The sequence below is a fragment of the Mesorhizobium sp. WSM3868 genome, from assembly GCF_002294785.1.
Lineage (GTDB): Bacteria > Pseudomonadota > Alphaproteobacteria > Rhizobiales > Rhizobiaceae > Mesorhizobium.
Genome location: NZ_NSGB01000004.1, coordinates 46,250 through 71,752, shown reverse-complemented (window position 1 = coordinate 71,752; position 25,503 = coordinate 46,250). Strand labels below are relative to the sequence as shown.

The window sequence follows — 25,503 nt, the reverse complement described above, 5'->3', positions numbered from 1 at the left end:
TTCCGGCCCCTGTTAAGCGGCAAGTATCGCCAGCTCCTCGGCCGTCAAATGCCGCGCCTTGCCCTTCGCGAGATCACCCAACTGCAGCTGCCCGATCGCCACCCGTACCAACCTGAGCACGCCGATGTCGAAGGCGCCGAGCATGCGGCGGACCTGGCGGTTGCGGCCTTCGTCGAGGACTATCTCCAGCCAGGCCGTGCGCCCGCCGCTGCGCAAGAGCGCGATCGAGCTCGCCGTCAGCAATTCGCCGTCGACGACAGCGCCTTGGCGGAACCGCTCGAGCATCTTCTCGTCGGGCACGGAAGCAATCTGCACATGATAGGTCTTCCCGACATGCGAGGCAGGATCGAGCAAACGGTTCGCCCAGCGCGTGTCGTTGGTCATCAACAGCAGACCTTCGCTCGCCTTGTCGAGACGCCCGACCGGCGACACGAAGGGCAGGTCGAGATCGGCAAGGCAGTCATAGACCGTGCCGCGCCCGTCGGGGTCGTCGCGCGTGGTGACCAGCCCGCGCGGCTTGTTGAGCATCAGATACACTTTTCGTTCCGCGGCGATCTGTGCGCCATCGACTGTGATGCGGTCGCGATCCGGATCGACGCGCAGCGACGGGTCGCGCGCCACCTTGCCGGCAACGCGCACGCGTCCTTCGGCGATCATCAGCTCGGCCTGCTTGCGCGAGCAGAATCCTAGCTTCGAGAGCGCTCGGTTGAGGCTGACTTTTCCAGCGACCGGTCGTCGCGGGAATTCGGGAAGCTGTCGTAGGGGCTTGCGTGTCATCGGCCGACAGATGCCATGCCGGGCGACGCCGGCGCAACCTGGCGCGCCGTGCTTGCACTGCCCTTCGCACGCAGATCGGCCGCACCTTGATCCCGCGCCAGATCCCGGCCGGCCTGGTCGCCACGCTCGCTGGCGGTCCCGTGCTGATGTGGCTGCTCCGGTGACGAGAAGCGGTGCAGCCAGCGTTTCGGGTGGAGACGAGTACCTGACTTTGCTGAACCGGCAGCGTCGTCGACCGCAATCAAATCACGGTTCCGGCGGAGCGCTCAACCGCAGGTAAGGGACGCCGTCGAAGGTTGCCGTCACGAAGCTCTTCACCGACATCTTGCGCTTATGGCCGTCGCTGCAGGCATAGACCGGCCAGCCGGCCTCGCTGCATTCGCTGGCCGCGCAGAGGCGGGCAAGGCAGTTGCCGACAGTCAGCCGGAAGCCGCCTTTGCCGGCGAAGCCCTGCAGCAGGCTGCCATCGGCCGAGCGCCATGTCCGCTGGCGAAATTCCGGCCGCAGGGCCAAAGGTTCGAGAGGGGCGGCGAGATTGGCGGTGCCGGTACGCGCCATGAGCTGAAGACGGTACCGGGCCATCCCGCTCGTATAGGCGGTTACGAGGTCGGACTCACCGGAATACGTGGATGCCAGATCGGAGCGGTCGAAGAGGGGAGCCGCTCGCTCGCCTGCTTCTGTTGGCCTCGCAAGGGCAACAAGGGCGACAAGGGCCAAACAAGCTCGCACCATTTTGTTTTCCAGCAGCCATGCATCTCCGGCCTGCCAGCGCCCCCGGCTGCCTTCCACACCATCCCGCCAATTGCTGCGCGGTGCAAGCCGCTGCGCCAATAACCCGTGTCACCCATTGGGCGCCGGCGGCAGTTCGAACAGGGTGGCGCCATTCTCCTGTCCCCGCTCGACATAGCCGATGAGCCGAAACCATTTTGCGACGTCCGGTCCATCGAGCCAGCTGCGCGAGTGCACGGGCAGGTTGCCGGCGAGCGCTTGGATGTGGCGGATGTGACGCCTGCAGAAGCGAACGGTTGCCGCTCTGAAGAAGTCCTCCTGCGCGGCAAACAGCGTGTCGGCCGCGTCGCCATGCTCATGCCAGGCGATAAAGGCGACGGCCTGCTCGCCCTCGACCAGCGCATGGGCCCGGCCTTCCTTCAGGTTCATCATCAGATTGTCGTAGGCGGCCTTGCTGTCCTTGCCGGCCGCCAGGTACTCGTCCGACATTCGCTTGGACAGGCCGCGGAAAACATCCTCGAGATCTCCGACCGTCGCTGCGCGTGCTCTCATTTCTCCTCCTGACAGCCCGGCGGGAGTTTGCCCCATGGGAGGAGGATCACCAAGCAAATGAAATCCGCCATGCGCCTGACACGCGCAAATGCATTTCACTTTGCTTAGATGGCCGATACCGCGCTCGTACGACGCGCGATCTCGATTGCTCAATGGACACAGGTGTCCATTCAAGCTAAGTTCGCGCCGCGCGAAGCTCGGCGACTCTTGTCGAACCGCGGCAGAACGGGATGGGTTATGGACTTTCGAGGACGGGGCGAGTTGATTGCGCCGGTTTTGGTACGGCGCCGCCGATCTGGCGTCTCAGCGGTTCTTGGCACCCTTGCAATATCGCTCACGTGATGCGGGCCTGAGCGCATGACAAGGCACTATTCAGCGCTTTCGCTATTCAAGGAAGGCGTCGCCGGCCAGACAGGCTGGGAGAAGGCCTGGCGCTCGCCGGAGCCCAAACCGCGTTACGACGCCATCGTCATCGGCGGTGGCGGCCACGGCCTCGCTACGGCCTACTATCTCGCAAAGAACCACGGCGTCACCAATGTGGCGGTGCTCGAGAAAGGCTGGATCGGCGGCGGCAACACCGGCCGCAACACAACCGTCGTCCGCTCAAATTACTTCTACCCGGAAAGCGCAGCGATCTACGGATTGGCGCATAGCCTCTACAAGAGGCTATCGAAGGATCTGAACTACAATGTGATGTTTTCCGCGCGCGGCATTCTCACCCTCGCGCATAGTGAAGCGGGAATGGAAACCGCTGCCCGGTCCGTCAACGCCATCCAGGTCAACGGCATCGATTGCGAATTGTTCTCGGTCGAGGACGTGCGCCGGGTGGTGCCGATCTACAATTTCAGCCCGGATGCCCGCTACCCCGTCTATGGCGGCACCTGGCAGCCGAGCGGCGGCACTGCCCGTCATGACGCTGTCGCCTGGGGCTATGCGCGCGCCGCCAGCCGTCTCGGCGTCGACATCATTCAGAACTGCGAGATCAGCGACTTTATCATCGAGGACGGGCGCTGCCGCGGGGTCGTCACATCGCGCGGCGCAATCCGGGCAGAGCGTACGGGGATGGCGGTGGCCGGCCACTCCTCGGTGCTGGCGGCGAAGGCGGGATTCCGGCTGCCGGTCAATTCCTATGCGCTGCAGGCCTGCGTGTCCGAGCCGGTCAAGCCCATCATCGACACGGTGGTGATCTCGCCGGATACGGGCGTTTATGTCAGCCAATCGGACAAGGGCGAACTGGTGATCGGCGGCGCGCTCGACCGCATCCCGTCCTATGGCCAGCGCGGCAACTTGCCGGTGCTGGAAGGCGTGATCGCAGGCATGCTCGAAATGTTCCCGATATTCGGCCAGCTGAAGATGATGCGGCAATGGGCAGGCATCGTCGACGCCGTCCCCGATTCCTCGCCCATCATCGGCGAATCGCCGTTGCCCGGGCTTTTCCTCAATTGTGGCTGGGGCACGGGCGGCTTCAAGGCGATTCCCGCCGGCGGCACGCTGCTTGCCCATTTGCTTGCAACCGGCAGGCACCACGACATCAGCCGGCCTTTCGATCTCGACCGCTTCGCCCGCGGCCGGCTGATCGACGAGGCTGCCGGCTCCGGCATTGCCCATTGAAGGTATAGCAAAGATGCAGCTCTTTCCCTGTCCGTTCTGCGGGCCGCGCGAAGAAAGCGAATTTCACTATGGCGGAGAGGCCGGCAATTTGCGGCCCGACGGCGACGACGTGACGGCCGAGCGCTGGGCCGGCTATCTCCACATGCGCGACAACCCGAAGGGGCCGACCCGCGAGATCTGGGTGCACCTGACCTGCGGCGAGTTCTTTGCGATGAGCCGCGACAGCGTCAATCACAAGGTGTCGGGTTCCTCCGTGCTCGGCGAAGCGGAGCATGGCGCATGAGCGCTTCGCGTCTTGCCAATGGCGGCAGCGACATCGATCGGGCCCGTCCGCTGAGCTTCACTTTTGACGGCACGCGCGTCGACGGCTTTGCCGGCGACACGATCGCTTCTGCCTTGCTGGCGAACGGCCGGGCGATCGTCGGCCGCAGCTTCAAATATCATCGGCCGCGTGGCATCTGGGGATCCGGCGTGGAGGAGCCCAACGCGCTGGTCGATGTCGAGAGCGCCGGCGGCCGCGTGCCCAATGCGCGGGCAACGACCGTGCCGGCGCGGGACGGCCTCACGGTCAAGAGCGTCAACGCGTCGCCGACGGCGCTGGCCGACCGCAACGCGGTGCTGGACCGCCTTGCCCGTTTCCTGCCCGCCGCATTTTACTACAAGACCTTCATGTGGCCGGACTGGCACCTGTTCCAGCCGCGCATCCGCGCCATGGCCGGGCTCGGCGTCGTCGACCGCAATTGGAAGCCGCGTCACGTCTCGGACCAGATCAATCACCATTGCGACGTCCTGGTGGTCGGCGCCGGACCGGCCGGACTCGCCGCGGCAACCGGCGCGGCGGCAGCCGGGCACTCGGTCGTGCTGGTCGACGAGCGGACGCATCCCGGCGGGTCGCTGCGCCACCGTGCAGGCGAAGTCGACGGCGTCAAGGGTGCGGCCTGGATCGATGCGACGGTGGCCCGGCTGAAGAGCAGTGGGCATCTCGTGCTCAGCGATACGACCGCCTTCGGCCTCTATGATCACAATCTGGTCGCTCTCAACCAGCTTCACCGCGACGGCCGACCCGACACGCTGTGGCGCGTGCGCCCGCGCCGCATCGTGCTGGCGACGGGCGCGATCGAGCGGCCGGTCCCGTTCGCCAACAACGACCTTCCGGGCATACTCTCCGCTGACGCGGCGTTGAGCTACCTGCGCAGGCATGGCGTCCTTGTGGGCCGGCAGATCGTGGTCGCAACCAACAATGACAGCGCCTACGAGCCGGCCTCGGCGCTGGCTGCGGCCGGCGCTTCGGTGACGGTGGTTGATTGCCGGCGTGAGGGTGGCGTACAGGCGAAGAGCGGTATTCGGGCCCTCGCCGGACACGCCATTGCAGCGGCGCGCGGCCGCAACGCCGTTCAGAGTGTTCTGCTCGACGACGGTACCGCCCTTGCGGCCGATTGCCTGCTCGTCTCGGGCGGCTGGACACCCACCGTGCATCTGTTCTCGCAGGCAAAAGGCAAGCTCGCCTGGAGCGATCAACTGTCGGCTTTCATTCCCGCAGAAGCGATCGAGGGGATCGGCGTAGCCGGCGCCGTCGCCGGCACGGTCTCGCTTTCCGAAACTTTGGCCAGCGGCCTAGCGGCCCTCGGCGGGTTCGGCTCGGCGCCGCCGGCACCTCGCAGCACTGGCGAGGAAGCAAAGCTTGGCGTCGTCAGCCTGTGGCCGAAGCCCAAAGCCAAGGGCCGCGTCTGGATCGACTACCAGAGCGACGTCACCGCCAAGGACGTCGAACTGGCGGCGCGGGAGAATTTCGTCTCCGTCGAGCACCTGAAGCGCTATACGACGCTTGGCATGGCGACCGACCAGGGCAAGACGTCGAACCTGAACGGTCTGGCGCTGCTGGCCGCGGTTACCGGCCGCGCCATCTCGGATGTCGGCACCACCACCTACCGGCCGCCTTTCACGCCTGTGCCGTTCGCCAGCCTGGCGGGAGCGCATCGCGGCAACATGCACGCCCCGGTCCGTCGCCTGCCGCTGGAGGCAAACCATCGCGCAGCAGGCGGAGTGTTCCAGGAATATGGCGGCTGGCTGAGGCCGGCCTATTACGGAAGCGGCGAAGCCGGAGCCACGATCCAGGATGAAGCGCGGCGCGCCCGGCAGTCCGTTGCGCTCTTCGACGGCTCGACGCTCGGCAAGATCGAGGTGATCGGTCCGCGCGCGGCCGAATTCGTCGACTTCATCTATTACAATACCATGTCGACCCTCAAACCCGGCCATTGCCGCTACGGTTTCATGCTGTCGGAAAATGGCGTCGTCTTCGATGACGGCGTGCTGGTTCATCTCGACGAGCACCGCTTCATCGTCTCCTGCTCGTCGTCGCATGTCGCCGCTGTCCACGCGCGTCTCGAAGAATGGCGGCAGGATCGTTTCGGCCGCGATGCGGTCTATATCCACAACGCCACCGCGCAATACGCCACCTTGACCGTCTCGGGTCCGAACGCGCGCGGGCTGATAGAGGGGCTCGATCTGGGTGCCGCGCTGGACGATGCCAGCCTGCCGCACATGGCGGTTACCGCCGGCCGCTTTGCCGGCGACGAGGTGCGCATTGCCCGGGTCTCCTTCACCGGCGACCGGAGCTACGAGATCTCCATCCGCGCCGACCGGGCCGAGGTGCTCTGGGCAAGGATGCAGCAGGAGGGCCGCGCGTTCGACGCCGTGCTGCTCGGGCTTGAATCCCTGATGATCTTGCGCGCCGAGAAGGGTTACATCGTCATCGGCAAGGACACCGACGGCAACGTCATGCCGCACGACCTCGGCGTCGCGGGACCGCGGACCAAGCGTACAGGTGAGTTCGTCGGCCGGCGCTCGCTTTTCACCGAAGCGGCGAGCCGAACCGATCGCAATCAGCTTGTCGGCCTGGCTGTCGGCGAAGGCGAGGCGCCGCTGGCGACCGGCGCGCATGGTGTGGAGAAAAGCGGCGGCCGGCTCCGGAGCATCGGCTTCGTCACCTCCAGCTATCAAAGCCCGACCCTCGGGCGCCCGGTCGCCCTGGCGCTCATCGAACGGGGTGCCGCGCGGCATGGCCAAACGATCGGCGTTCAACATCTCGGCGTCCTGCGCCGGGCCACCATCGTCGCGCCCTGCGCCTTCGATCCGGAAGGGAGCCGCCTGCATGCGTAACCTTGCCGAAAAATGGCCCCCAGCGCCTGACTGGACCACCGCGGTCCTGAACACGGACGGGATTAGCGTGCGCACATTGGACGGGCTGAACCAGCTTCTGGTCAGCGGCGACCTGACGGCTTGGGCGCAGGCTTCGGGTCTCGCGGGGGAAGGGGTCGAAGCCGGCACGGTTGCCAACGGCGACAAATACATGGTGCGCATCGCGCGCGATCGCATTCTCGCCGTGAGCGGACGGCCATTACCCGTCGCGGCCGGCTGGCACGCGGCCGGTTTCGCGGTCACGGTCATGGATGCCGGGCTGCATGTATTCGAGATGAAAGGGCCGGGATTGGCCGGTCTGGTCGCCAGGGGCACAGCGCTCGATCCGAGGCAGGCAAGTCCCTCGGCTTCGATCCTTTTTGCCGGCGCCGGCGTTCTCTTCTACCGGTTCGGCAACCCCGATCGGGCGCGTGTGCACGTCGACCGGGGTCTTGCCCCGTATCTCTGGGAGTGGCTCGAACAGGTGCAAGTATTGTAGCGGGGGCGGTTTCAGGTCTATCTAGCCGGCATTCAAACCTGGCCAGCCCGACATGCCTTCCGATTCCAGTGCAGATGCAGTCGTGCAACGGTCCGGTCTGATCGGCAACACCAAGGTGACGCGCGAGGACTGGATGAAGCTCGCGCTGGAGACGCTGATCTCAGAGGGCGTGGAGGCGGTGCGCGTCCTCGCGCTCGGGCAGAAGCTGAACGTCTCCCGTTCCAGTTTCTACTGGTACTTCAAGAGCCGTCAGGACCTGCTCGATCAGCTTCTCGACTATTGGCGCAACAACAACACCCGCTTCATCCTCGAGCAGGCCGGCCGGCCCGCCGCGTCGATAACTGAGGCCGTGCTCAATGTCTTCGAGTGCTGGCTGGATGAGAAGCTGTTCAATCCGCGCTTGGATTTCGCCGTGCGTGCCTGGTCGCGCCAGTCCGCCAAGGTCCATGGTATCGTGAACGAGGAAGACGATGCGCGGGTCGATGCCATCCGGGCGATGTTTTTGCGGCACGGTTACGCAGACACCGAAGCCTTCGTGCGGGCGCGCGTGCTGTACTTCACGCAGATCGGCTATTACTCGCTCGAGATCGTCGAGCCGGTGAGCAACCGTCTGTCTCTGACGCCGGCCTACCTGCTCACGCACACCGGCAAGCAACCTCGCCAGGGCGAGGTGGAGGCCTTCGCCGAAAAGGTGCGGGTGCGTACCGGCAGTTGACCATGGCCGACTGGCGGTCCGCAGCGCCGTCACCTGCAAACGTTTCTCAAACACGTTTCAGCGCTGCGAGATCGGAAATCGTCTTCCTGATGACCGCTTCCACCTTCGACCGTTCCTCGCCGCCGATCGGCAGGCGCGGCTTTCGAACGTGTTCCGGAGCGCCGTACACCAGATGCTCGGCGAATTTGATGTACTGCACCAGCTTGACGTCCGTATCGAGATGAAATGCCGGCGTCATCAGCCGGTAGAGCGGAAGCGCTGCCGCGAAATCCCCGCCGCGGGCGGCGTTGAACAGCGATACGCACTCGGCCGGCCATGCATTGGTCATGCCCGACACCCAGCCGACAACACCGAGCGTCAGGCTTTCAAGGATAAGATCGTCGACACCGCAAAAGATGTCGAAACGGTCGCCGAAGGCGTTGAACAGGTCGGTTACCCTGCGGATATCGCCGGTCTCTTCCTTGATGGCGACGATGCCGGGAACATCGACCAGCGCCTTCAGCGTCTCGACGTCGACGTCGACCTTGTAGGCGAGCGGATTGTTGTAGATCATCACCGGCAGATCGCTGGCCTCGGCCACGGTCTTGTACCATGCCACGGTCTCATGGCGGTCGGTGCGATAGGCGAGGCTGGGGAAGGTCATCAGCCCCTCGGCTCCGAGCTTCTGGTAGTTGCGAGCCGCCGCAGCCGCGTCGTCGGTGGATAATTCCGCAAGACCGGAGAGCAGCGGCACCCGTCCCGCCACGACTTCCCTGGCTGCTGAAACCACGGCATCGCGCTCGGCCTGTGTCAGCGTGGCATTCTCGCCAAGCATGGGCAGGACGATCACGCCCGACACGCCGTTCTGAACAAGCCGCTCGATGCTGGCTTGCGTGGCTTTCAGGTCGACTGCGCCGGAAGCCTGCATCTTGGTCGTCACTGCTGGAAACACGCCGCTCCAGGTCATGGAATGCTCCTTGGTTGGGGTGTGGCCGGCGGAGGCGTCATAGAAGGGACGCATGCCGTATCGCCGGTCGGCACCAGCTTCCCATTTCTAACGCCACATGTTGACCTGCCAAGCCGCAAATGCGTCTTCGCCATAGCCCAGCGGTTTGTCGCGAAAAAACCGCCGCCGACCGTCAGCGGCCTATTGCAGCGGATGCCGATGCGATCGGCGCCAGCAGCAGCATGCCAAGAGCCGTGCGCATAAGACGGCAGCTTCGGGTAACGGCGCCTAACCGGTCGCCAAGGCGCGCGCCGCTCTGATCAGGCCGTCACGTAAATGCTCCCGGCCTCGACCGTGACTGGGAACGTCCGCGCGCGAACGGACGGGTTGACCAGGGCCGCACCCGTCTGGATGTCGAACTCCCACCCATGCCAGGCGCAGCGAACGATTTCGTTCTCACGGTGGTAGATGAATTCGGGTCCCTCGACGGGAGCGGTCGTTCCGCATTGCGGCCCTTCGCAAAGCGGAGCGCCTCGGTGAGGGCAAACATTCAGCAGCGCATGGAAACTATCGCCGATCCGGAACACGCCGATCGACAGGCTGCGCACCTTGGCGATGAATGGCGTCCCGACCTGGATCTCGTCGGCGCGACAAATATACGTCTTCTCAGCCATTTGGTCCTCGTCACGCTGCCGCGGCGGCTTGCGGGCGGGGGATCCGCTTGTAGACATCGAGCGCATTCTGGCCGAGCACCTTGCCGCGCCATTCCGGCGGGATGTGCAGCGTGTTGACGTCATCGTAATCCCAATGCGGGTAGTCGGACGCAAACAGCAGCGTGTTCTCCCCGTCCATCGCCTCCAGGATCGCCCAGAGGTGTTTGACGTTCGACGGTTGCTCCAACGGCTGCGTGGAGAAGCGTATGTTGCGTCGACAATATTCCGACGGCAGCATCTTCAGCCATGGCGTCTCCTTGCGCAGGGCTTTGTAGTCGGCGTCAAGTCGCCAGAGCACCGACGGCACCCAGGCGATGCCGCACTCGATGACGACAAAGTAAAGATCCGGCCATTTCTCGAACACACCATGCGCGATCATGCTCGCGACATGCGACATGGCCGACATGTGCAGGATCGCATGGGTCTCCCAGAAGAAAGTGGTGGGCGCCGGCGCGACGGCATTCCAGTTGATGCCGCCATGCCCGCCAAGATGTATGGCGAACGGCAAGCCGACCTCGGCACAGGCCTCGAAGATCGGGTGATAGAACGGATCGCCATACGGCCGCACCGAGCCTTGGGAGGCCAGAACTTGCGCCATCCGGGGATGCGCGCCGAGCCGCCGGATCTCCGCCGCCGCAAGGCGTGGGTCCTGCGGCGCGATGACGATGGAGCCCATCAAGCGGCTGTCTTTCGGCAGCCATTCATTGATCTGATAGTCGTTATAGGCGCTTACCAGCGCGCTGGCATAATAGGGATTTGCCAGCGTCGAAGCCTCGATCGGCTCGTCGCCAGTCAGGATTGCCACTCCGATATTGTATTTATCGAGGTGCTTCTCCTTCATGATCAGGTAATTGTCCGCCTCGACCTTCGGCCGCACATCCTTGCGGGAGAAATCCTGCGGATGAAACCATGGGCGATGGCCGTGTGGAAAGGCGCCGACGGGGCCGGTCTTCTCGCCTTCTATGAACATGTCTTTCCAGACGCCGGTCAGGTAGGGCTCCAGCACCGTCGCGCTGGACCAGTAATTGTGGCAATCGCAATCGACTATGAACACTTGTCCCTCTAAATGATGCGGGCGCGCTGGAGGCCCTGGGTTGCTTTCATCGAACTTCTGCCTTGTCAGTGTTTGGATCAAGCGTATGATCGGGCGGATACGATCGTAAAAATCGATTGGCTGGCCCATGCAGCTGGAACAGGTCGAAACCTTTCTGGACATCATCGAATCGCGGAACTTCAACCGGTCGGCGGAGCGCCTCGGACTGACGCAATCGACGGTCAGCACCCGTATCAAAAATCTAGAAACCGCCGTTGGATCCGAGCTCTTCCACCGCGGCCGCGCCGGTGCCGAGCCGACGGCGGCAGGGCGGCGGTTTGAGGCCTATGCGCGGTCGATGCTGTCGACCTGGTCCCAGGCGCGTCACGATGTGCGCGCCTTCAACAGGTTCGAGGGCAGCCTACGGGTCGCTGCCCAGGTCGGGATGACCCGCTCGATCCTGCCTGGTTGGCTGGAAATGCTGCTGCAAGTCTTGCCCCGGTCCTCGATCCACGTCGAATCCGATTATTCGCCGCAGATGATATCGGATCTGAGCCTGGGAAACCTTGATATTGCCGTTGTTTACGCTCCGCGCTACCTGCCCGAGATCACATATGACCAGCTCATGGTCGAAGAATATGTGATGGTCTCGACCACGGCGCGAAGGCTTTGCGATGTAAGCCCCGACAGTTACATCCGGCCGGGTTACACGGTGGCGCTCGAGAAGGCTCATGCCGAGGCGCTGCCAAACCTGACTGCGTGCCGGCTTTCGATGGGCTCCGAGACGCTTGCGGACAATATGCTGCGGCGGGCCGGCGGCACATGCTACATGCGCGCCGACGATGCGCGACGCTTCGCCGCCGAGCGGCCCTCCCACATCGTGGAAGAAGCTCCAACTCTGCATCAGCCTGTGTACACGGCGGTCCTCGCCCGACGCCGACATGAGCCGATCATTAAGAAAGGCGTCCGTGCGCTTCACCTTGCCGTCATGTCGCTGGAGAGTTGATCGATACAATCGATCGTAAACGTCTGGAGCACCCTCCTGCATCGAACGCAGGCCTGCTGGCAAGCTCGGCTCGTTTAACGCGAGCCAGCTGATGAACGCCTTCAGTTCTTTTTGCTCGTCCTGCCGATCCGACCGCTTCAGGGGCGTCTTACGCTGATCTGTCGCCGCACCATTCAGGAGACACACGACGTAAAGACGTTCGTCTTCTCGCCAAAGGGCGGGCAGTCGAGCCAGTTCAAAGCTGGCCAGTTCATCATGCTGAATCCGGTGATCGGCGTTGCTCCGGTCGCACGCAACTACTCGATCTCTTCATCGCCCACGCGGCCGGATGACCTGAGATGACGGTCAAGCGCGTCCCCGGCTGAGCGGCGATGTGGAAATGCTCGATCTCGGCGGGCTCAGCGCAGAGGAGAAGGCCATGCGATGCGTACTCGCCTGCTGCACCGTCCCCTATGGCCGGTCTGCGTGAACCTCTAATCAAGGCGGCGCATCCAACAGGAGGATGGCCGACGTCTCTGCAGCGATCGTGCCGATCGGCACGGCGGCACACGGTCCTAAGCGATCTTCATCGCCTTGCAGATTTCTTCGACCAGCATTGCGGCCCGCGATCGCCGGCCGGCGTGCCTTCTACGCGCGACCGCGGGTCCAGCGTGTCCCCATCATAGCTGGGCCTCACCTGGATGAGCCGCATAGAGGCGTTCCGGTCGTGGCGCGAAACGGTCGCGGTTGTGACGACGCGGCACTGGATGGCGGCGGGCCAGTCGCGGGGATGACCCAGCCTGCCTTCAGACCGGAAACAGGAAGGCCGTAGCGGGATCGAAGAAAATCTGCCGGCCAGAAGCGGCATCGGTGCCGCCCGGTTCGGCTGTATCCGAAGTTGGCCTGACGTCGATCTCGTCGCCCGACCCCGTGCGCGCCACGACGCGCCGGCGATCGCCGAAGAAGGCGGTGTCGACGATCTCGACGGCAAGCGACGCATTCCCCTCCATGGGCGTCAGGCGGAACGCTTCCGGCCGCACCATCAGCCTGGCCTTTTGGCCGCGGCCGAGCCCCTGTGTGGCTTTCACGCCCTTGACGAGCGAGCCATCGGCCAGCCGCACCAAGGCAACGCCGTTCTCTGTTTCGAGGTGCTCCGCCGGCAGGAAGTTGGAATTGCCGATGAAGCCGGCGACGAACTCGCTCGCTGGTCTGAGATAAAGGTCCTCGCCGGTGCCGATCTGCTCGATGCGGCCTTCCTTGAACAAGGCGATGCGGTCGGAAAGGTGCAGCGCCTCTTCCTGGTCGTGCGTGACATAGAGGACGGTGACGCCGGTCTCGCGGTGGATGCGGCGGATCTCGGCCTGGATTTCCTGGCGCAGTTTCTTGTCGAGGGCCGACAGCGGCTCGTCCATCAACAGGATCGGGGGATCGTAGGCGAGCGCGCGGGCAAGCGCCACGCGCTGCTGCTGGCCGCCGGACAGCGCGCCCGGATAGCGGTCGGCAAATTTTTCCAGGCGCACCAGCGCCAGCATATCGGCGACCTTGCGCTTCACTTCGGCATCCGGCCGGCGGCGCACCCGCAGCGGAAAGGCTACGTTCTCGGCGACGCTCAGATGCGGGAACAGCGTGTAGCGCTGGAACACCATGCCGATGTTGCGCTTGTGCGACGGCACCGAAAGCAGCGACTTGTCTTCCAAAAGCACGTCGCCCGACGTCGGATCCTGGAAACCGGCGATCGCATAGAGCGTCGTCGACTTGCCGGAGCCTGACGGCCCGAGAAAGGTCAGGAATTCGCCCTTCGGCACATCGATGGTGACGTCGTGGACGGCGACGAAGGCGCCGAACGCCTTTCTCACCGCGCGGATGGACAGGAATGGCCGGGTCATCTGGACAGTCTTCTGCGAAGGAGTGCGGTGACGATCATCAGGCACAGGGTGAGGCCGACGAGCAGGCTGGAGGCGGCGGCGACGACCGGGCTCAGATCGGCACGCAGGCTGCCCCAGATCTTCACCGGCAAGGTCTGCAGGGTCGGGCTCGCCATGAAGATCGCCACCACCACCTCGTCCCATGAGGCGAGGAAGGAAAAGATCGCCGCCGAGAAGATGCCGATGCGGATCGAGGGCAGGGTGATCCTGAGCCTCGCCTGCAGCGGACTGGCCCCGCACACGATTGCCGCGTCCTCGATGGATTTGTCGAAACCTTCGAGCGCGGTGGCGATCGGAATGATGGCGAAGGGCAGCGCCAGGATGGTGTGGGCGATGACGAAACCGATCGTCGTGCCGGCGAGCCCGATGCGCAGGAAAAAGGCGTAGATGGCGATGGCGAAAACCACCACCGGCAGCACCATCGGCGTCAGCAGCAGGCCGCGCAGGAGCTGCCGGCCGCGAAACTCGCCCCTGACCAGGCTGAAGGAGGCGAGCAGGCCGATCAGAACCGCGAGGATGGCGGCCATCGCGGCGATCTTCGCGCTGGTCAAAGCGGCTTCGACCCAGGCCGGGTCGGCGAGCAGTTCCTGATACCATTTCAGCGTCCAGCCGGGTGGCGGAAAGGCCAGCCAGCGCGACGAGCCGAACGACAACAGGACGATGAAGACCACCGGTAACAGAAGGAAAGCCGTGATGAGCGCAGTGAAGCCGGCGAGCGCCGCACGCAGCCATCCGAGCCGGTCGTAGTCGAGCAGCATCTTAGAGCCCTCCGGCGAGGCGCCTGGCGCCGACCATGCGCAATTGGATCGCGTAGAGCACCATGGTGACGGCGAGCAGCACGAAGGCCGCAGCACTTCCGAGCCCCCAGTTGAGCAGCGACTGCACCGTCTGGGCGATCATTTCGGCGAGCATCATGTTCGATGTGCCGCCGAGCAGCGCGGGCGTCACGAAATAGCCGAGCGACATGACGAAGACCATCAGCCCGCCGGCGGCGATGCCGGGCAGCGACAGCGGTAGCAGGATGCGGCGGAATGCCTGCGACGGGCTTGCGCCGCAAAGGGCGGCGGCGCGCAGCGTCATCGGATCGATGGCACGCAGCGTGCCGACCAGCGGCAGGATCATGAAGGGCAGCATGATGTAGACCATGCCGATGGTGACGCCGGTCAAATTGTTGATGAGCGGCAGCGGCTCGTGGATGACGCCGAGCCCCATCAGCGCCCGGTTGATCACACCGGTGCGCTGCAAAAGCACCATCCAGGCATAGGTGCGGGTGAGGAGATTGGTCCACATCGACAGGATGATGATGCCGAAGACGACCGAACCGAGCGCCGGCGGCATGATCGCCAGCATCCAGGCGACCGGAAACGCGACGACGATGGTTACGACGGTGACGACGGCCGCGACCAGGAAGGTGTTGAGAAACACCCGCACATAAGTGCCGCTGCCGAACAGCGCGGCATAGTTCTGCAGGCCGGGCTCGGGATCGGTGACGCTGCGCAGCAAGAGCGCGACCACCGGCACGACAAAGAACAGGCCGACCAGCACCAGGGCCGGCAGGGCGCCGCCGCTGCCGGCCGGCAGGCCGGCAATCGAGCCGCGGCTGAGGGAGTGTGCTTGCATCGAGCGGTTCCCGTCGTCCGAAGGGGGCGCGGCTTGCCGCGCCCCGGCTTCCTGTGGCGCTACTTGGTCTGCCAGGCGTACCAACGCGTGGCGATCTCGTCGCGGTGCTCGGCCCAGTAGTTCATGTCGAGATTGATCTGACCCTCGACATGCGCGTCGGGCAGCCCTTTCACCACGTCGGCGGGCATTTCGGCCTTGGCCTTGGTGTTGATCGGCGCGTAGCCGCTTGCCTCGGCGAATTTCGCCTGGCCGGTCGGGCTGGTCGCGGCGGCGAGGAACTTCATCGCGCTGTCCTTGTTCTTGGCGCCCTTCGGCACGACGAGAACGTCAGCGGCGGTGAGGTTCTGGTTCCAGGAGACGCCGACATCGGCGCCGTCCTTCTCGAGCGCAAAGACACGGCCGTTCCAGAGCTGCCCGAAGGCAGCCTCGCCCGAAGCGATGAGCTGCTGCGACTCCGCGCCGCCGCCCCACCAGACGATATCCGACTTGATCGTGTCGAGCTTCTTGAAAGCGCGCTCGAGATCGAGCGGATAGAGCTTGTCCGCCGGCACACCGTCGGCGAGCAGCGCGATCTCGATCACGCCCGGCGCCGACCATTTGTAGAAGGTCCGTTTGCCGGGAAACTTCTTGGTGTCGAACATGTCGGCCCAGCTTGTCGGTTCACCCGAAACCACGCCCTTGTTCCAGGCCAGCACGAAGGAATAGTAGAAGCTGCCGACGGCGTGCTCGTTGCTGAAGCGTGGGTCGAGATCGGCCTTCGGCACGGCGGCGAAGTCGATCGGCTCGAGCAGCCCGTCCTTGGCGGCCTTGATGGCGAAATCCATTTCCACGTCGACCACGTCCCAGGTCACGTTCTTGGCGTCCACCATGGCCTTCAGCTTGCCGTAGTCGGTCGGGCCGTCCTGCAGCACCTTGATGCCGGAGCTCGCCGCGAATGGCTCGGCCCAGGACTTGGTCTGCGCTTCCTGCGTGGTGCCGCCCCAGCTGGTGAATACCATTTCGTCGGCCTTGGCGGCGGTTGCCGACAGCAGTCCGGCGAGCACGCCGGCTAAGATCAGTCTCATGTCATTCTCCTCTGATTTCTCTGTTCCGTTTCTTGTTCTTGTCGCTGCACCCTCGGCATGCGTTCTCAGCGCATGACGAAGGGATCGGGAATCGGCTCGTCCGAGGTCTTGATCCAGACCGATTTCGAGCGCGTGTAGTCGCGGATGGCGTCGAGCCCGCCTTCGCGGCCAAGACCCGACAACCCGTAGCCGCCGAAGGGAACGAGCGGCGAAACGGCGCGATAGGTGTTGACCCAGACGACGCCGGCACGGATGTCGCGCGCCATGCGGTGCGCCTTGCCGAGATTCGAGGTGAAGACGCCGGAGGCGAGACCGAAGGGCGTGTCGTTGGCTAGAGCCAATGCCTCGGCCTCGGTGTCGAAGGCGAGCACGCTCAACACCGGCCCGAACAATTCCTCGCGCACGCAGGGCAGGTTGCTATCACCGGCATCGACAATCGTCGGTGCATAGTAGAAGCCAGCGCCGGCGTCGGGGCGTTTGCCGCCGGTGACCAGCATGCCGCCGGCGGCGAGGCTTTCGGCGACGATCGTCTCGATCCGGTCGCGCTGGCGCAGGGTCGCGAGCGGCCCCATTTCGGTGGCCGGATCCTGAGGATCGCCGATGCGGATCGCTTCGGCCTTGCGCTTCAACCGGCCGAGGAATTCTTGCCTCGCGGAGCGCTCGATCAGCAGGCGCGAGCCGGCGACGCAGCTCTGTCCGGTCGCCGCAAAGATGCCGGCGACAACCGCATTGGCGGCGCTGTCGAGGTCGGCGTCGGCGAAGACGACTACCGGGCTCTTGCCGCCGAGCTCGAGGGTCGTGTGCGCGAGGTTTTCCGCCGTGTTCCTGACGATGGCGCGCGCCGTGGCCGGGCCGCCGGTGAAAGCGACGCGCGAGACCAGCGGATGACTGGTCAGGCGCCGTCCGCACTCCTGGCCGAAGCCCGTGAGGATATTGACGGTGCCGGCCGGAAAGCCGGCTTCGCTGACCAACTCGGCGAAGGCGAGCAACGGTGCCGGGCCGTCTTCTGAGGCCTTGAGCACCACCGTGCAGCCCGCGGCAAGCGCCGGGCCGAGCTTGACCGCCGAGAGGAAGAGCTGCGAGTTCCACGGCACCACCGCGGCGACGACGCCGATCGGCTCGCGGCGGATGGTGACGTCGAGATCGGCCTTGTCGATCGGCACATGCGCGCCTTCATGCTTGTCGGCGAGCCCGCCATAGTAGCGGTAATAGTCGCCGACATAGGCGATCTGGGCGCGCGTCTCGCGGATGATCTTGCCGGTGTCGCGCGTCTCCAACTCGGCTAGGCGGCCCGCATTGGCGGCCACGAGGTCGCCGAGCCTGACCAGCAGCTTGCCCCGCGCGGTTGCTGTCATCGACGCCCAGGGGCCGGTGCGCAGCGCACGATGCGCGGCCTCGACGGCGCGGTCGACATCGGCTTCATCCGCCGCCGGCATCTTCGCCCATGGCGCGCCGGTCGACGGATCGATGCTGTCGAAGCTGGCCGACGGCTCGTCGAAGCGGCCGTCGATGAAGTTCCTGAATGCGGCGTCGGTCATGGCCTTGCCCGTTCGTTCGCGATCAGATGAAGGCCGGCATCACCCGGTCGATGAACAATTGCAGCGATTTCTTCTTGCGCGCGTGCGAAAGGCCGCTGTCGATCCAGATCGAGTACTGGTCGAAGCCTAGCGTCTCATAGGCTTTCAGCCGCGCGACCACCTCGTGCGCCTCGCCGATCACCAGGTTCTGGCGCATCTTGTCCGGCGCGTATTGCGGCATGGCCGCGATCTCTTCGGCGCTCAGCGGTTCCAAAATGCCCTGGTGCACCGGCTTCTTGTTCTGGAACCAGGCGCCGAACTGGCAGTAGAAATTCGACAGATCCTGGCTCAGCCGATCGGCATCGGCGGCGTTCTCGGCGACGAACGTGTGCATCAAGAGCATGATTTCCGGACGCGGGATTTCAGGATGCGCGGCGCAGGCGTCGTTGAACCGCTGCATCAGGCTTGCAACCTCATCGTCGCCGGACGCCAGCGGCGTCACTTGGACCTTGCATCCGTTGGCGACAGCGAAGTCGTGCGAGTTCGGATCGCGCGCCGCCACCCAGATCGGCGGGTAGGGTTCTTGCAGGGGCTTGGGAGAGGAGGTGGTTGGCGGGAACTGCCAGAATTCGCTGGAGTGCTCGTAGTCGCCGTCCCAGAGACCCCGGATCGCCGGAATGATCTCGCGCATGCGCTGCCCGGCGCCCCAGGCATCGAGCCCGGGGAAGACGCGCTGATATTCGTAGCTGTAGGCGCCCCGGGCGATGCCGATGTCGAGCCGGCCGCCGGCAATCACGTCGGTCATCGCCGCCTCGCCGGCAAGCTTGATCGGGTGCCAGAAGGGCGCGATGATGGTTCCGGTGCCGAGGCGGATGCGGCTGGTCTTGGCCGCAAGATAGGCGATGTTGATGAACGGATTGGGTGAGATGGTGAACTCCATCCCGTGATGCTCGCCGATCCAGGCGGTCTCGAAGCCCGCCTGTTCCGCCAGCAGGACCAGCTCACCCAACTCGCGCAACAACTCCGAATGCGGCTTGGCGAGATCCGAGCGTTCCATATGCACGAAGAGCGAGAACTTCATCCCTGGTCACCTGTATTGAGGGCGGCGGTCCTGGCGAGCGGCCTTACCTCGCCTTCGACCTCGTTGCCGACATAGACGCCGAATGCGTCTTCAGTGCATTCGCGCACATAGCGGGTGAGCATCGAGCGGATGGCCGGATCGGCGATCTTCAAGCCGTCGATCGCGTCGATGTCGATCAGCCGGATGCCGCGATCGCTGGAAGCCGGCACGTCGAAGGTACCGCGATAGTAAACATGGGTGCGCGAGGGATTGCCCGCGTCGTCCCATACGGCGAAGAGGAAGCCGAGCTGGGCCTCGATGGCCTTTTCGGCCAGAAGCCCGTTGAGGCTCTTGCCGTCGCTTGCCGAGCCCAGCCCCCGGCCGCGCGGCAGTTCGAGGAAGCCGTCTGGCGTTTCCAGGAACAGGATACGGCCGCCGTTTTCGAGGATGGCGCCGACATCGGTGCCGGGCTGGGCGGCGGCCAGCGCCTCCTGACTGAGCCCGGGCGTGATGTAGGCGCCGCGGCAATAGCCGAGAGGCTGCGAGGAATTGTGCTGGAAGTCGCGGACGCGGCCGATCAGGATCGAATGGTCGCCCGCCTCGACCAACCGCTCCAGATCGCAGTCGAAGGTTGCGACCGAGCCGTCGAGAACCGGACTGCCGGTCTTCCCCGGGCGCCAGTCGACCGACGCGAATTTATCCGCTGCCTTGGAGGCGAAGATGCCGGAGGCCGCTTTCTGGGTCTCGTTCAAAATGTTGATGGCGAAGCTCTTCGATGTCGCGAACACCGGATGACCGAGCGCCTTGTGGGCGATGCAGACCAGCACCAGCGGCGGATCAAGCGACACCGATGTGAACGAGTTGGCGGTGAACCCGCGCGGCTCGCCTTCCGCGCCGATCGTGGTGACGATGGTGACGCCGGTTAGGAAGGAGCCGAGCGCACGCCGGAACTCGCCGCTGTCGAAGCTGGCGTCCGCTGCTGCTCCTTGCTCCAGGCTTTCACCTTCGTTCAGGAACTCGGCGATGCATCGTGAGGTGAGATCCGGTGCCGCCACCGCCATCATGTGCCTTTGGCCGGCGAGAACGGTGCAGCGGCCATGCGGCGCGAGCCTGGCCATGGTGGCCGACATTGCCGGCGAGGAGTTCTTGTCCTCGGAGCCGGTGATGAACAGGGCCGGCATGGCCAGGGTCTGCAGGCGCTCGGCGTGGTCGCCGTCGGCACGGGCGAACAGGCGATAAGTGCGGGCGTAGCCTTCGGGATCGACCTCGCTCAACGCTGCCGCCGCCTTCCCGGCCGCCGCCGTGAGCTCGGCCGGAACCGGATCGCCGAACCAGCGGGCGATGGTCTGGGCGACCCCCGCCGCATCGCCGTGGCCGGTGAGCGCCGCCGCGCGCTCGAGCACGGCTTGGGCCAGATCAGGCGGACGACGGAACACGGCGTTGAGCGACACGACACGGCGGATGCGCTCCGGCGCTAGCAGCGCGAGTTCCTGCGCGACCAAAGCCCCCATCGAGTGACCGACGACGGACACCTTGTCGAGGCCGAGATGATCGAGCAGCCGGATCGCCTGCGCGGCATAGTCGGCGAGTTCCGGCTCCTGCGGCGGCAGCGGCGAGCGGCCGTGGCCAAGCATGTCGATGGCGATCAGGTCGAAGCGGTCGACCATCCGCTCGATCTGCGGCTGCCAGATCGTCGCGTTCATGCCGACGCCGTGGATGAACAGCACCGGCGCGCCCGATCCGGCGCGGATAAAGCCGGTTCCGTTGGGCGCGGCGGCCCGGGTCCATCCAGGTGCGACGGCGTCAGCCATGCAGGTCGCCCACTTCCTTGAGGTCCTGATAGCGGTCGCCGATGCGATGGTGAGGACGGCCGCCGATCGAAGCACCGAGCGCCACGACCAACTCGTCCGGCGCCGGTGCGTCGCCGATCTGGAAATGCACGGTCAGATAGTGCGAGCGGCGGCCCTCGTCATTCTTGTCCATCAGCGGAATCATGATCGGTGTGTTCGGCCCACCACGCAGATTGGTGAAGGCGAGATAGGTCTTGGCGGCGACGGCGCGGCGATAATGATTGCCGAAATGCAGTGTGTGGATCAGCGCCGAGGCATGCTCGATCTCGCCCGACGTGCCGCAGATCGCGGCCTTGCCGTAGCCCTCGATCGCCTCGGCCGAGCCGGCGGCGGCAACGATCTCGCGGGTCAGGGTTTCTCCAAGCGCCGGCGCAAAGGCGCGGATTTCGGGCGAAAGATCCTCGATGAAGCCGCGACCCGCCCAGGGGTTCGTCAGCACGGCGGCGATGCCGATCAGGCGCAGCGGCTTGGATGCTGCCTTGCCGCCTTCGATCAGCGTGTTCTCGCTGTAAGTGACGATCTTGCGAATGGCCGGCTGCATGGAAACCTCTGTCAGGTGGCGCTCGAGAAAATGCCAACTTCTCTGATCTTATGGTATACCATAGTATGGAGCACCAAATACCTTGTCAACCGGCCATGGAATCTGTTTTCGTGGCGGCCAAGGGAGCAGAGACATGCAGGACGACACGCTTCGCATCGATCGCAGCGCCAAAACCTTGAGAACATTGGCCCTTGAGCGCATGCGCGAGGCCATAATGGATTTTCATTTCCAGCCCGGCGAAAGGCTCGTCGAGCGGCCGCTTTGCGACCAGCTCGGCGTCAGCCGATCGGTTGTGCGCGAGGTCCTGCGGCAGCTGGAGGCTGAAGGCCTTGTGCAGATGATCCCCGGGCATGGTCCGGCTGTGGCCAAACCGGATATCGGCCGCACCGACGAGATCTATGAGCTCAGGGCTTTGCTCGAGGGCATCGCGGCGCGCGCCTGCGCGCAATCGGCCACCAATGGCCAACTGGCCGTACTGGAGCACGCCCTCGGCGAGCTCTTCGAGGCCTGGGCCTCGGGCAAGCCGCCGGCAGTGATGCGCGCGACGACGAAGTTCTACGAAGCGCTTTTCGAGGCTGCGGACAAGCGTGTCGCCTGGGAGATCGTCAGCGGGTTGAATGTGCGCATCAACCAGCTGCGTTCGATGACGATCGCCTCGGCAAACCGTCGCGAGCCGGCGATCGCCGAGATGAACGCGATTATGGATGCGATCCGGGCGCGTAAGCCGCAGGAGGCGGAAGCCGCGGCACGGCGCCACGTCGAATCCGCCTGGAAGATCGCCCGGGACAAACTGCGCCTCGACCCTCTCTAAAGCGCGTCGCGCTGGAACGGATTCAGGCGACGCGCTTTCGCACAAATCCCGCCATGCCGAATTCCGGTTCTATCCTATTGGGGACCACTTAGGGGAAGACGGTCAGGCGAGCTCCGCCACAGCTCCTATCCGACGGTAAATGAAGGGTTCGCCCGCCGCACTGTCTGCCGCGGCGCGCCGCGTTTCATCGGTGAGCATGCCCACCCGGGCATGGATCGGCGATTTGATGCAGACCGGATCCGTTGCGGCGGCATCGCCGGCAATCGCCATCGCTTGACATCTGCAGCCGCCCCAATCGATCTCGCGCCGCTCGCAGCTTCGGCACGGCTCCAGCATCCATTCGGTACCGCGAAAGGCATTGAATGCCGGTGAATCGGTCCAGATCTCGGCCAGCGAGCGCTCTCCGAAACGCTCGAAGCGGAGCGCAGGAATGGTCTGCGCGGCATGGCATGGCAGCACCGTGCCGTCGGGCGTCACCATGAAGGCGTCGCGCGCCCAGCCGCCCATGCACGGCTTGGGATAGACGGCGAAATAGTCCGGCGGGACGAAATCGATGTTGATGACGCCGGCAAGCCGTGCTTGCGCCGCCGCGACGATCTCCGCCTGCCGTTCGACCGCGGCGCGTTCGGGCATCAGCGTATTGCGATTGGCCAGCGCCCAGCCGGCATACTGCACATTGGCGATCTCGAGCCGCTCGGCGTCCAGCGAAAGAGCCAGGTCGATGAATTCCGGCACTTCCTCGATGTTGTGGCGATGGATCGGCGCATTGATGGTGAGCGGCAACCCGGCCGCGCGGGCGCGGCGTGCCGTCTCCAGCTTCTTTTCGTGGCTGCCGCTGTGGTTGCCGATACGGTCGGTCGTCGCCGGGCGGGCGCCCTGGAAGCTCAGCTGCAGGTGGTCGAGCCCGGCTTCGGCAAAGGCCGCGATCCGGCCCTCGGCAATGTTGATGCCGGCGGTGATGAGGTTGGTGTAGACACCGCGCGCCGAAAGCCCGGCGATCAATTGCTCGAGATCGCGGCGCAGCGTCGGCTCGCCGCCGGACAGATGCACCTGCAGAACGCCGAGATCGGCGGCCTGCGAGAAAAGATCGAGCCAGGTCTGGGTGTCGAGCTCACGATTGGCCTTGAGCAATTCGAGCGGATTGGAGCAATAAGGGCACTGCAGCGGGCAGCGATGCGCCAGTTCCGCCAGCATGCCGATCGGAGGCAGAAGCGGCTCGCTCATAGCTTCACCAGCAGCTTGTCCGACCATTCCTGCAGGAAGGCGATGACATCGGCCGCTACGGCCTCCTGTTCAGCATCGTAATCGGCCGCAAGACCAGCGATGATGTAGCCGACCGCGGACCGCCCGTCGCAGCGGCGCAATATGTCGAGACTGATATCGTTCGGCCAGAATACCTTTTCCGGCGAAAGCACGGCGAAGGCCTGTCGCACGGGGTCGTACTGAATACGCACGTGCCTCGGCAGCGATGGCATTGATTGCAAGGAGACGATGGCTCTCTCGCGCGGCGCCATCATCGGGTTGCCTCCGGCTGGAAGGCGCCCGGAGGGACGTTTCCCGGCGCGCCATAGGCATGTTGAAGCGCATCGAGCATGGCCCACAATATATCGCATTTGAACACCAGCGCATCGATCGCCTGCTGCTGGCGCTCGGCCGTATCGGCGTGGCTCAGCACATAGGCGAGGGCGAAGTCGGCGTCGCGCGTTGCCTGTTCCGGCCGCCGGCTGAAATAGACCAGCGTGTCCTCGGTGATGTAGTCGTATTTGGCCAGCATCGCCGGCACTCGCTCGCCGATGATGATCGGCGAGAACATCTCGGTCAGCGACGATGCCACCGCCTCGAGCAGCGTGCGGTTCGTGCAGAAGGAAAGATAGGCGCCGACGGCGAAGCGGGTCGCCGGCAGCGCCAGCCTTTCGCTCTTGACGGCTTCGGCATCGAGCCCGAGCGAGGTCGCCAGATGCAGCCAGCGCGCGATGCCGCCGCTCCAGCCGTCCTCGCCGTCCTGATCCTCGATGCGATTGCGCCAGGCGGCGCGAAACGCCGGATCCTCGGCATGTGCCAGGATCACGGCGTCCTTGCGCGGAATGACGGTCTGGTAGCAGTAGCGGTTCAATGCCCAGGCCTGCATTTCGGCCTTCGTCAGCACGCCACTGGTCATCCTGTGATGAAAGGGATGGCGGTTGTGATAACGCTCGGCGCCGACCTGCCGCAGCACGGCCTCGAGCTCGCTCTTGGACAGACCATGTCGCGCCGCGTCGTGGAAGTCGCTCAAAGTTCGATCTCCATTCCGTCGCTCCCGATCTCCCAGCCAGCCGCTCTGACCGCCGCGTGTTCGGCGGAACTCTCGTCGAGAACAGGATTGGTATTGTTGATGTGGACGAAGACGCGGCGGCCGATCCTCACATCGACCAAGGCGGCGATCGAACCCGCTTCTCCAGACATTGCGATGTGCCCCATGCGCGCACCGGTCTTCTGGCCGACGCCGGCGAGGATCATCTCGTCGTCTGCATAGACAGTGCCGTCGAACAGAAGGCAGGCGGCGTCCGCCAGACGCGTGCGCAGGGCGGCATCGATGCGCGCGCAGCCGGGAATGTAGAAGACAGCAGCGCGACTTCCAGCCCCGCTGATACGCACGCCGATCGTGTCGCCCGTGTCGGAGCTGAAATCGGCACTTGGATCGCCTCTTTGCTCGAGATAGAGCGCGATCTTGCCGGGCACGGGAAAGGCGTCGACGACCACGCCGGTCTCCTGGCCGTCCGCGTTGCAGATCGCCAGTTCCTCCGTTAGCGCCAGAATGCGGCGCGGCACGATCGCCGGATCGAGAACGTTGAAGATCGAATTCGCCGCCAGTGTCGCCAGCACCTGGGCCGTTGCATAGATTGCGAAGGGCTGCCGCTCCCGCAGGCTGAGCAGGCCAGCGACATGGTCGACGTCGCCATTGGTCAGCACGACTGCACGGATGGGCGTCGAGCGCAGCAGCGCATCGGCCGCGGGCTGCAGTTCAGGCGTTTGCGCAATCTGCCGGCCAATGTCGGGCGACGCGTTGAACAGAACCCAGCCTGTCCCGTCAGCCGATACGGCAATGGACGACTGGGTCCGCGAATGCACGCCAGCCATGCCGCTCCGAGCCGAGCGGCTCAGGCGATAGTTGCAGTTCCATTGCGGAAATCCGCCTCCCGCCGCCGATCCTATGATCTTCACGCGCATGGCGATGCCTGCTCTGCGGCCCATTTGACCGACGCCAAATTCTCGGTGCCAAACGGCTTCGCGCCCGCGCTTCCCGCGGCAGCCCCCGTCTCGACGACCTCAAGCGGCAAGGGGATGCATGCCCCCGCAGCCAGGGACACGCAGCTCTGCGGCCTACTTCCTGGGAGGCGTTTCAGCAGGCAGATACCGCGA

25 protein-coding genes are annotated in these 25,503 nt (G+C 64.8%); 7 read left to right on the top strand and 18 right to left on the bottom strand.

Annotated features, from left to right (window positions below; genetic code table 11):
- Positions 1-12: 12 nt before the first annotated feature.
- From CK221_RS08625 to CK221_RS08615, 3 genes are all read right to left on the bottom strand, one after another.
- Complete coding sequence (locus tag CK221_RS08625) at positions 13-777, bottom strand: pseudouridine synthase (protein ID WP_095777433.1); 765 nt, start codon at positions 775-777, stop codon at positions 13-15.
- A gap of 246 nt (positions 778-1,023) precedes the next feature.
- Entirely contained in the window at positions 1,024-1,608 is a 585-nt protein-coding gene (locus CK221_RS08620; RefSeq protein ID WP_245430593.1) for a hypothetical protein, read from the bottom strand.
- Between the two features lie 9 nt (positions 1,609-1,617).
- A complete protein-coding gene (locus tag CK221_RS08615) occupies positions 1,618-2,058 on the bottom strand; it encodes a hypothetical protein (protein ID WP_095777431.1) in 441 nt (146 codons plus the stop codon).
- A gap of 357 nt (positions 2,059-2,415) precedes the next feature.
- On the opposite strand from CK221_RS08615, the gene CK221_RS08610 reads away from it, so the two are divergent.
- The 5 genes from CK221_RS08610 to CK221_RS08590 are packed head-to-tail and all read left to right on the top strand — an operon-like array spanning position 2,416 to position 8,060.
- Positions 2,416-3,669, top strand: a complete 1,254-nt coding sequence (locus tag CK221_RS08610) for a sarcosine oxidase subunit beta family protein (protein WP_095777430.1) — start codon at positions 2,416-2,418, stop codon at positions 3,667-3,669.
- 13 nt (positions 3,670-3,682) lie between these two features.
- A complete protein-coding gene (locus CK221_RS08605) occupies positions 3,683-3,952 on the top strand; it encodes a sarcosine oxidase subunit delta (RefSeq protein ID WP_095777429.1) in 270 nt (89 codons plus the stop codon).
- Positions 3,949-6,828, top strand: coding sequence for a sarcosine oxidase subunit alpha family protein (locus CK221_RS08600; protein ID WP_095777428.1), 2,880 nt, complete (start codon positions 3,949-3,951; stop codon positions 6,826-6,828). Before CK221_RS08605 ends, CK221_RS08600 begins: the two co-directional genes overlap by 4 nt.
- The gene (locus CK221_RS08595; protein WP_095777427.1) at positions 6,821-7,345 is read left to right on the top strand and encodes a hypothetical protein; all 525 of its coding nucleotides are present in this window, start codon (positions 6,821-6,823) and stop codon (positions 7,343-7,345) included. Before CK221_RS08600 ends, CK221_RS08595 begins: the two co-directional genes overlap by 8 nt.
- A 52-nt stretch (positions 7,346-7,397) precedes the next feature.
- Positions 7,398-8,060, top strand: coding sequence for a TetR/AcrR family transcriptional regulator (locus CK221_RS08590; protein WP_095777426.1), 663 nt, complete (start codon positions 7,398-7,400; stop codon positions 8,058-8,060).
- Positions 8,061-8,106: 46 nt separating this feature from the next.
- Here CK221_RS08590 and CK221_RS08585 read toward each other — a convergent pair whose 3' ends face one another.
- The 3 genes from CK221_RS08585 to CK221_RS08575 form a co-directional block, all read right to left on the bottom strand.
- Entirely contained in the window at positions 8,107-9,006 is a 900-nt protein-coding gene (locus CK221_RS08585; protein ID WP_095777593.1) for a dihydrodipicolinate synthase family protein, read from the bottom strand.
- Between the two features lie 299 nt (positions 9,007-9,305).
- Complete coding sequence (locus CK221_RS08580; protein WP_066994002.1) at positions 9,306-9,659, bottom strand: Rieske (2Fe-2S) protein; 354 nt, start codon at positions 9,657-9,659, stop codon at positions 9,306-9,308.
- 10 nt (positions 9,660-9,669) lie between these two features.
- Positions 9,670-10,752, bottom strand: a complete 1,083-nt coding sequence (locus tag CK221_RS08575; protein WP_066993902.1) for an amidohydrolase family protein — start codon at positions 10,750-10,752, stop codon at positions 9,670-9,672.
- A gap of 127 nt (positions 10,753-10,879) precedes the next feature.
- Here CK221_RS08575 and CK221_RS08570 point away from each other — a divergent pair, with 127 nt between their 5' ends.
- Positions 10,880-11,737: a LysR family transcriptional regulator gene (locus CK221_RS08570; protein ID WP_095777425.1), complete on the top strand. Its 858-nt coding sequence runs from the start codon at positions 10,880-10,882 to the stop codon at positions 11,735-11,737.
- Positions 11,738-12,522: 785 nt separating this feature from the next.
- Here the strand turns inward: CK221_RS08570 and CK221_RS08560 are convergent.
- From CK221_RS08560 to CK221_RS08525, 8 genes are all read right to left on the bottom strand, one after another.
- A complete protein-coding gene (locus CK221_RS08560) occupies positions 12,523-13,602 on the bottom strand; it encodes an ABC transporter ATP-binding protein (protein ID WP_095777423.1) in 1,080 nt (359 codons plus the stop codon).
- Entirely contained in the window at positions 13,599-14,399 is an 801-nt protein-coding gene (locus CK221_RS08555) for an ABC transporter permease (protein ID WP_095777422.1), read from the bottom strand. The genes CK221_RS08560 and CK221_RS08555 overlap by 4 nt, the downstream gene beginning before the upstream one ends.
- A 1-nt stretch (position 14,400) precedes the next feature.
- The gene (locus CK221_RS08550; protein WP_095777421.1) at positions 14,401-15,261 is read right to left on the bottom strand and encodes an ABC transporter permease; all 861 of its coding nucleotides are present in this window, start codon (positions 15,259-15,261) and stop codon (positions 14,401-14,403) included.
- A 59-nt stretch (positions 15,262-15,320) separates the two neighbouring features.
- Positions 15,321-16,325 carry an ABC transporter substrate-binding protein gene (locus CK221_RS08545; RefSeq protein ID WP_066993890.1) on the bottom strand — a complete coding sequence of 335 codons (1,005 nt, stop codon included), beginning with the start codon at positions 16,323-16,325 and terminating at the stop codon, positions 15,321-15,323.
- Between the two features lie 65 nt (positions 16,326-16,390).
- Entirely contained in the window at positions 16,391-17,863 is a 1,473-nt protein-coding gene (locus tag CK221_RS08540) for an aldehyde dehydrogenase (protein WP_095777420.1), read from the bottom strand.
- A gap of 22 nt (positions 17,864-17,885) precedes the next feature.
- Positions 17,886-18,923, bottom strand: a complete 1,038-nt coding sequence (locus CK221_RS08535; RefSeq protein WP_095777419.1) for an LLM class flavin-dependent oxidoreductase — start codon at positions 18,921-18,923, stop codon at positions 17,886-17,888.
- Complete coding sequence (locus CK221_RS31060; protein ID WP_095777418.1) at positions 18,920-20,713, bottom strand: alpha/beta fold hydrolase; 1,794 nt, start codon at positions 20,711-20,713, stop codon at positions 18,920-18,922. Before CK221_RS31060 ends, CK221_RS08535 begins: the two co-directional genes overlap by 4 nt.
- Positions 20,706-21,293: an amino acid synthesis family protein gene (locus CK221_RS08525; RefSeq protein WP_095777417.1), complete on the bottom strand. Its 588-nt coding sequence runs from the start codon at positions 21,291-21,293 to the stop codon at positions 20,706-20,708. The genes CK221_RS31060 and CK221_RS08525 overlap by 8 nt, the downstream gene beginning before the upstream one ends.
- A gap of 133 nt (positions 21,294-21,426) precedes the next feature.
- On the opposite strand from CK221_RS08525, the gene CK221_RS08520 reads away from it, so the two are divergent.
- A complete protein-coding gene (locus CK221_RS08520) occupies positions 21,427-22,104 on the top strand; it encodes a GntR family transcriptional regulator (RefSeq protein WP_095777416.1) in 678 nt (225 codons plus the stop codon).
- Between the two features lie 102 nt (positions 22,105-22,206).
- Here CK221_RS08520 and pqqE read toward each other — a convergent pair whose 3' ends face one another.
- From pqqE to pqqB, 4 genes are read right to left on the bottom strand one after another with little or no spacing between them, the layout of a single operon-like run.
- On the bottom strand, positions 22,207-23,328 hold the full coding sequence (gene pqqE / locus CK221_RS08515) for a pyrroloquinoline quinone biosynthesis protein PqqE (RefSeq protein ID WP_095777415.1): 1,122 nt from the start codon (positions 23,326-23,328) through the stop codon (positions 22,207-22,209).
- Positions 23,325-23,621: a pyrroloquinoline quinone biosynthesis peptide chaperone PqqD gene (pqqD, locus tag CK221_RS08510; protein WP_095777414.1), complete on the bottom strand. Its 297-nt coding sequence runs from the start codon at positions 23,619-23,621 to the stop codon at positions 23,325-23,327. Before pqqD ends, pqqE begins: the two co-directional genes overlap by 4 nt.
- Positions 23,618-24,376 (bottom strand): pyrroloquinoline-quinone synthase PqqC, encoded by a 759-nt coding sequence (pqqC, locus tag CK221_RS08505; RefSeq protein ID WP_095777413.1) that lies wholly within the window; start codon positions 24,374-24,376, stop codon positions 23,618-23,620. The genes pqqD and pqqC overlap by 4 nt, the downstream gene beginning before the upstream one ends.
- Positions 24,373-25,311 carry a pyrroloquinoline quinone biosynthesis protein PqqB gene (gene pqqB, locus CK221_RS08500; protein WP_095777592.1) on the bottom strand — a complete coding sequence of 313 codons (939 nt, stop codon included), beginning with the start codon at positions 25,309-25,311 and terminating at the stop codon, positions 24,373-24,375. The genes pqqC and pqqB overlap by 4 nt, the downstream gene beginning before the upstream one ends.
- Positions 25,312-25,503: the final 192 nt, after the last annotated feature.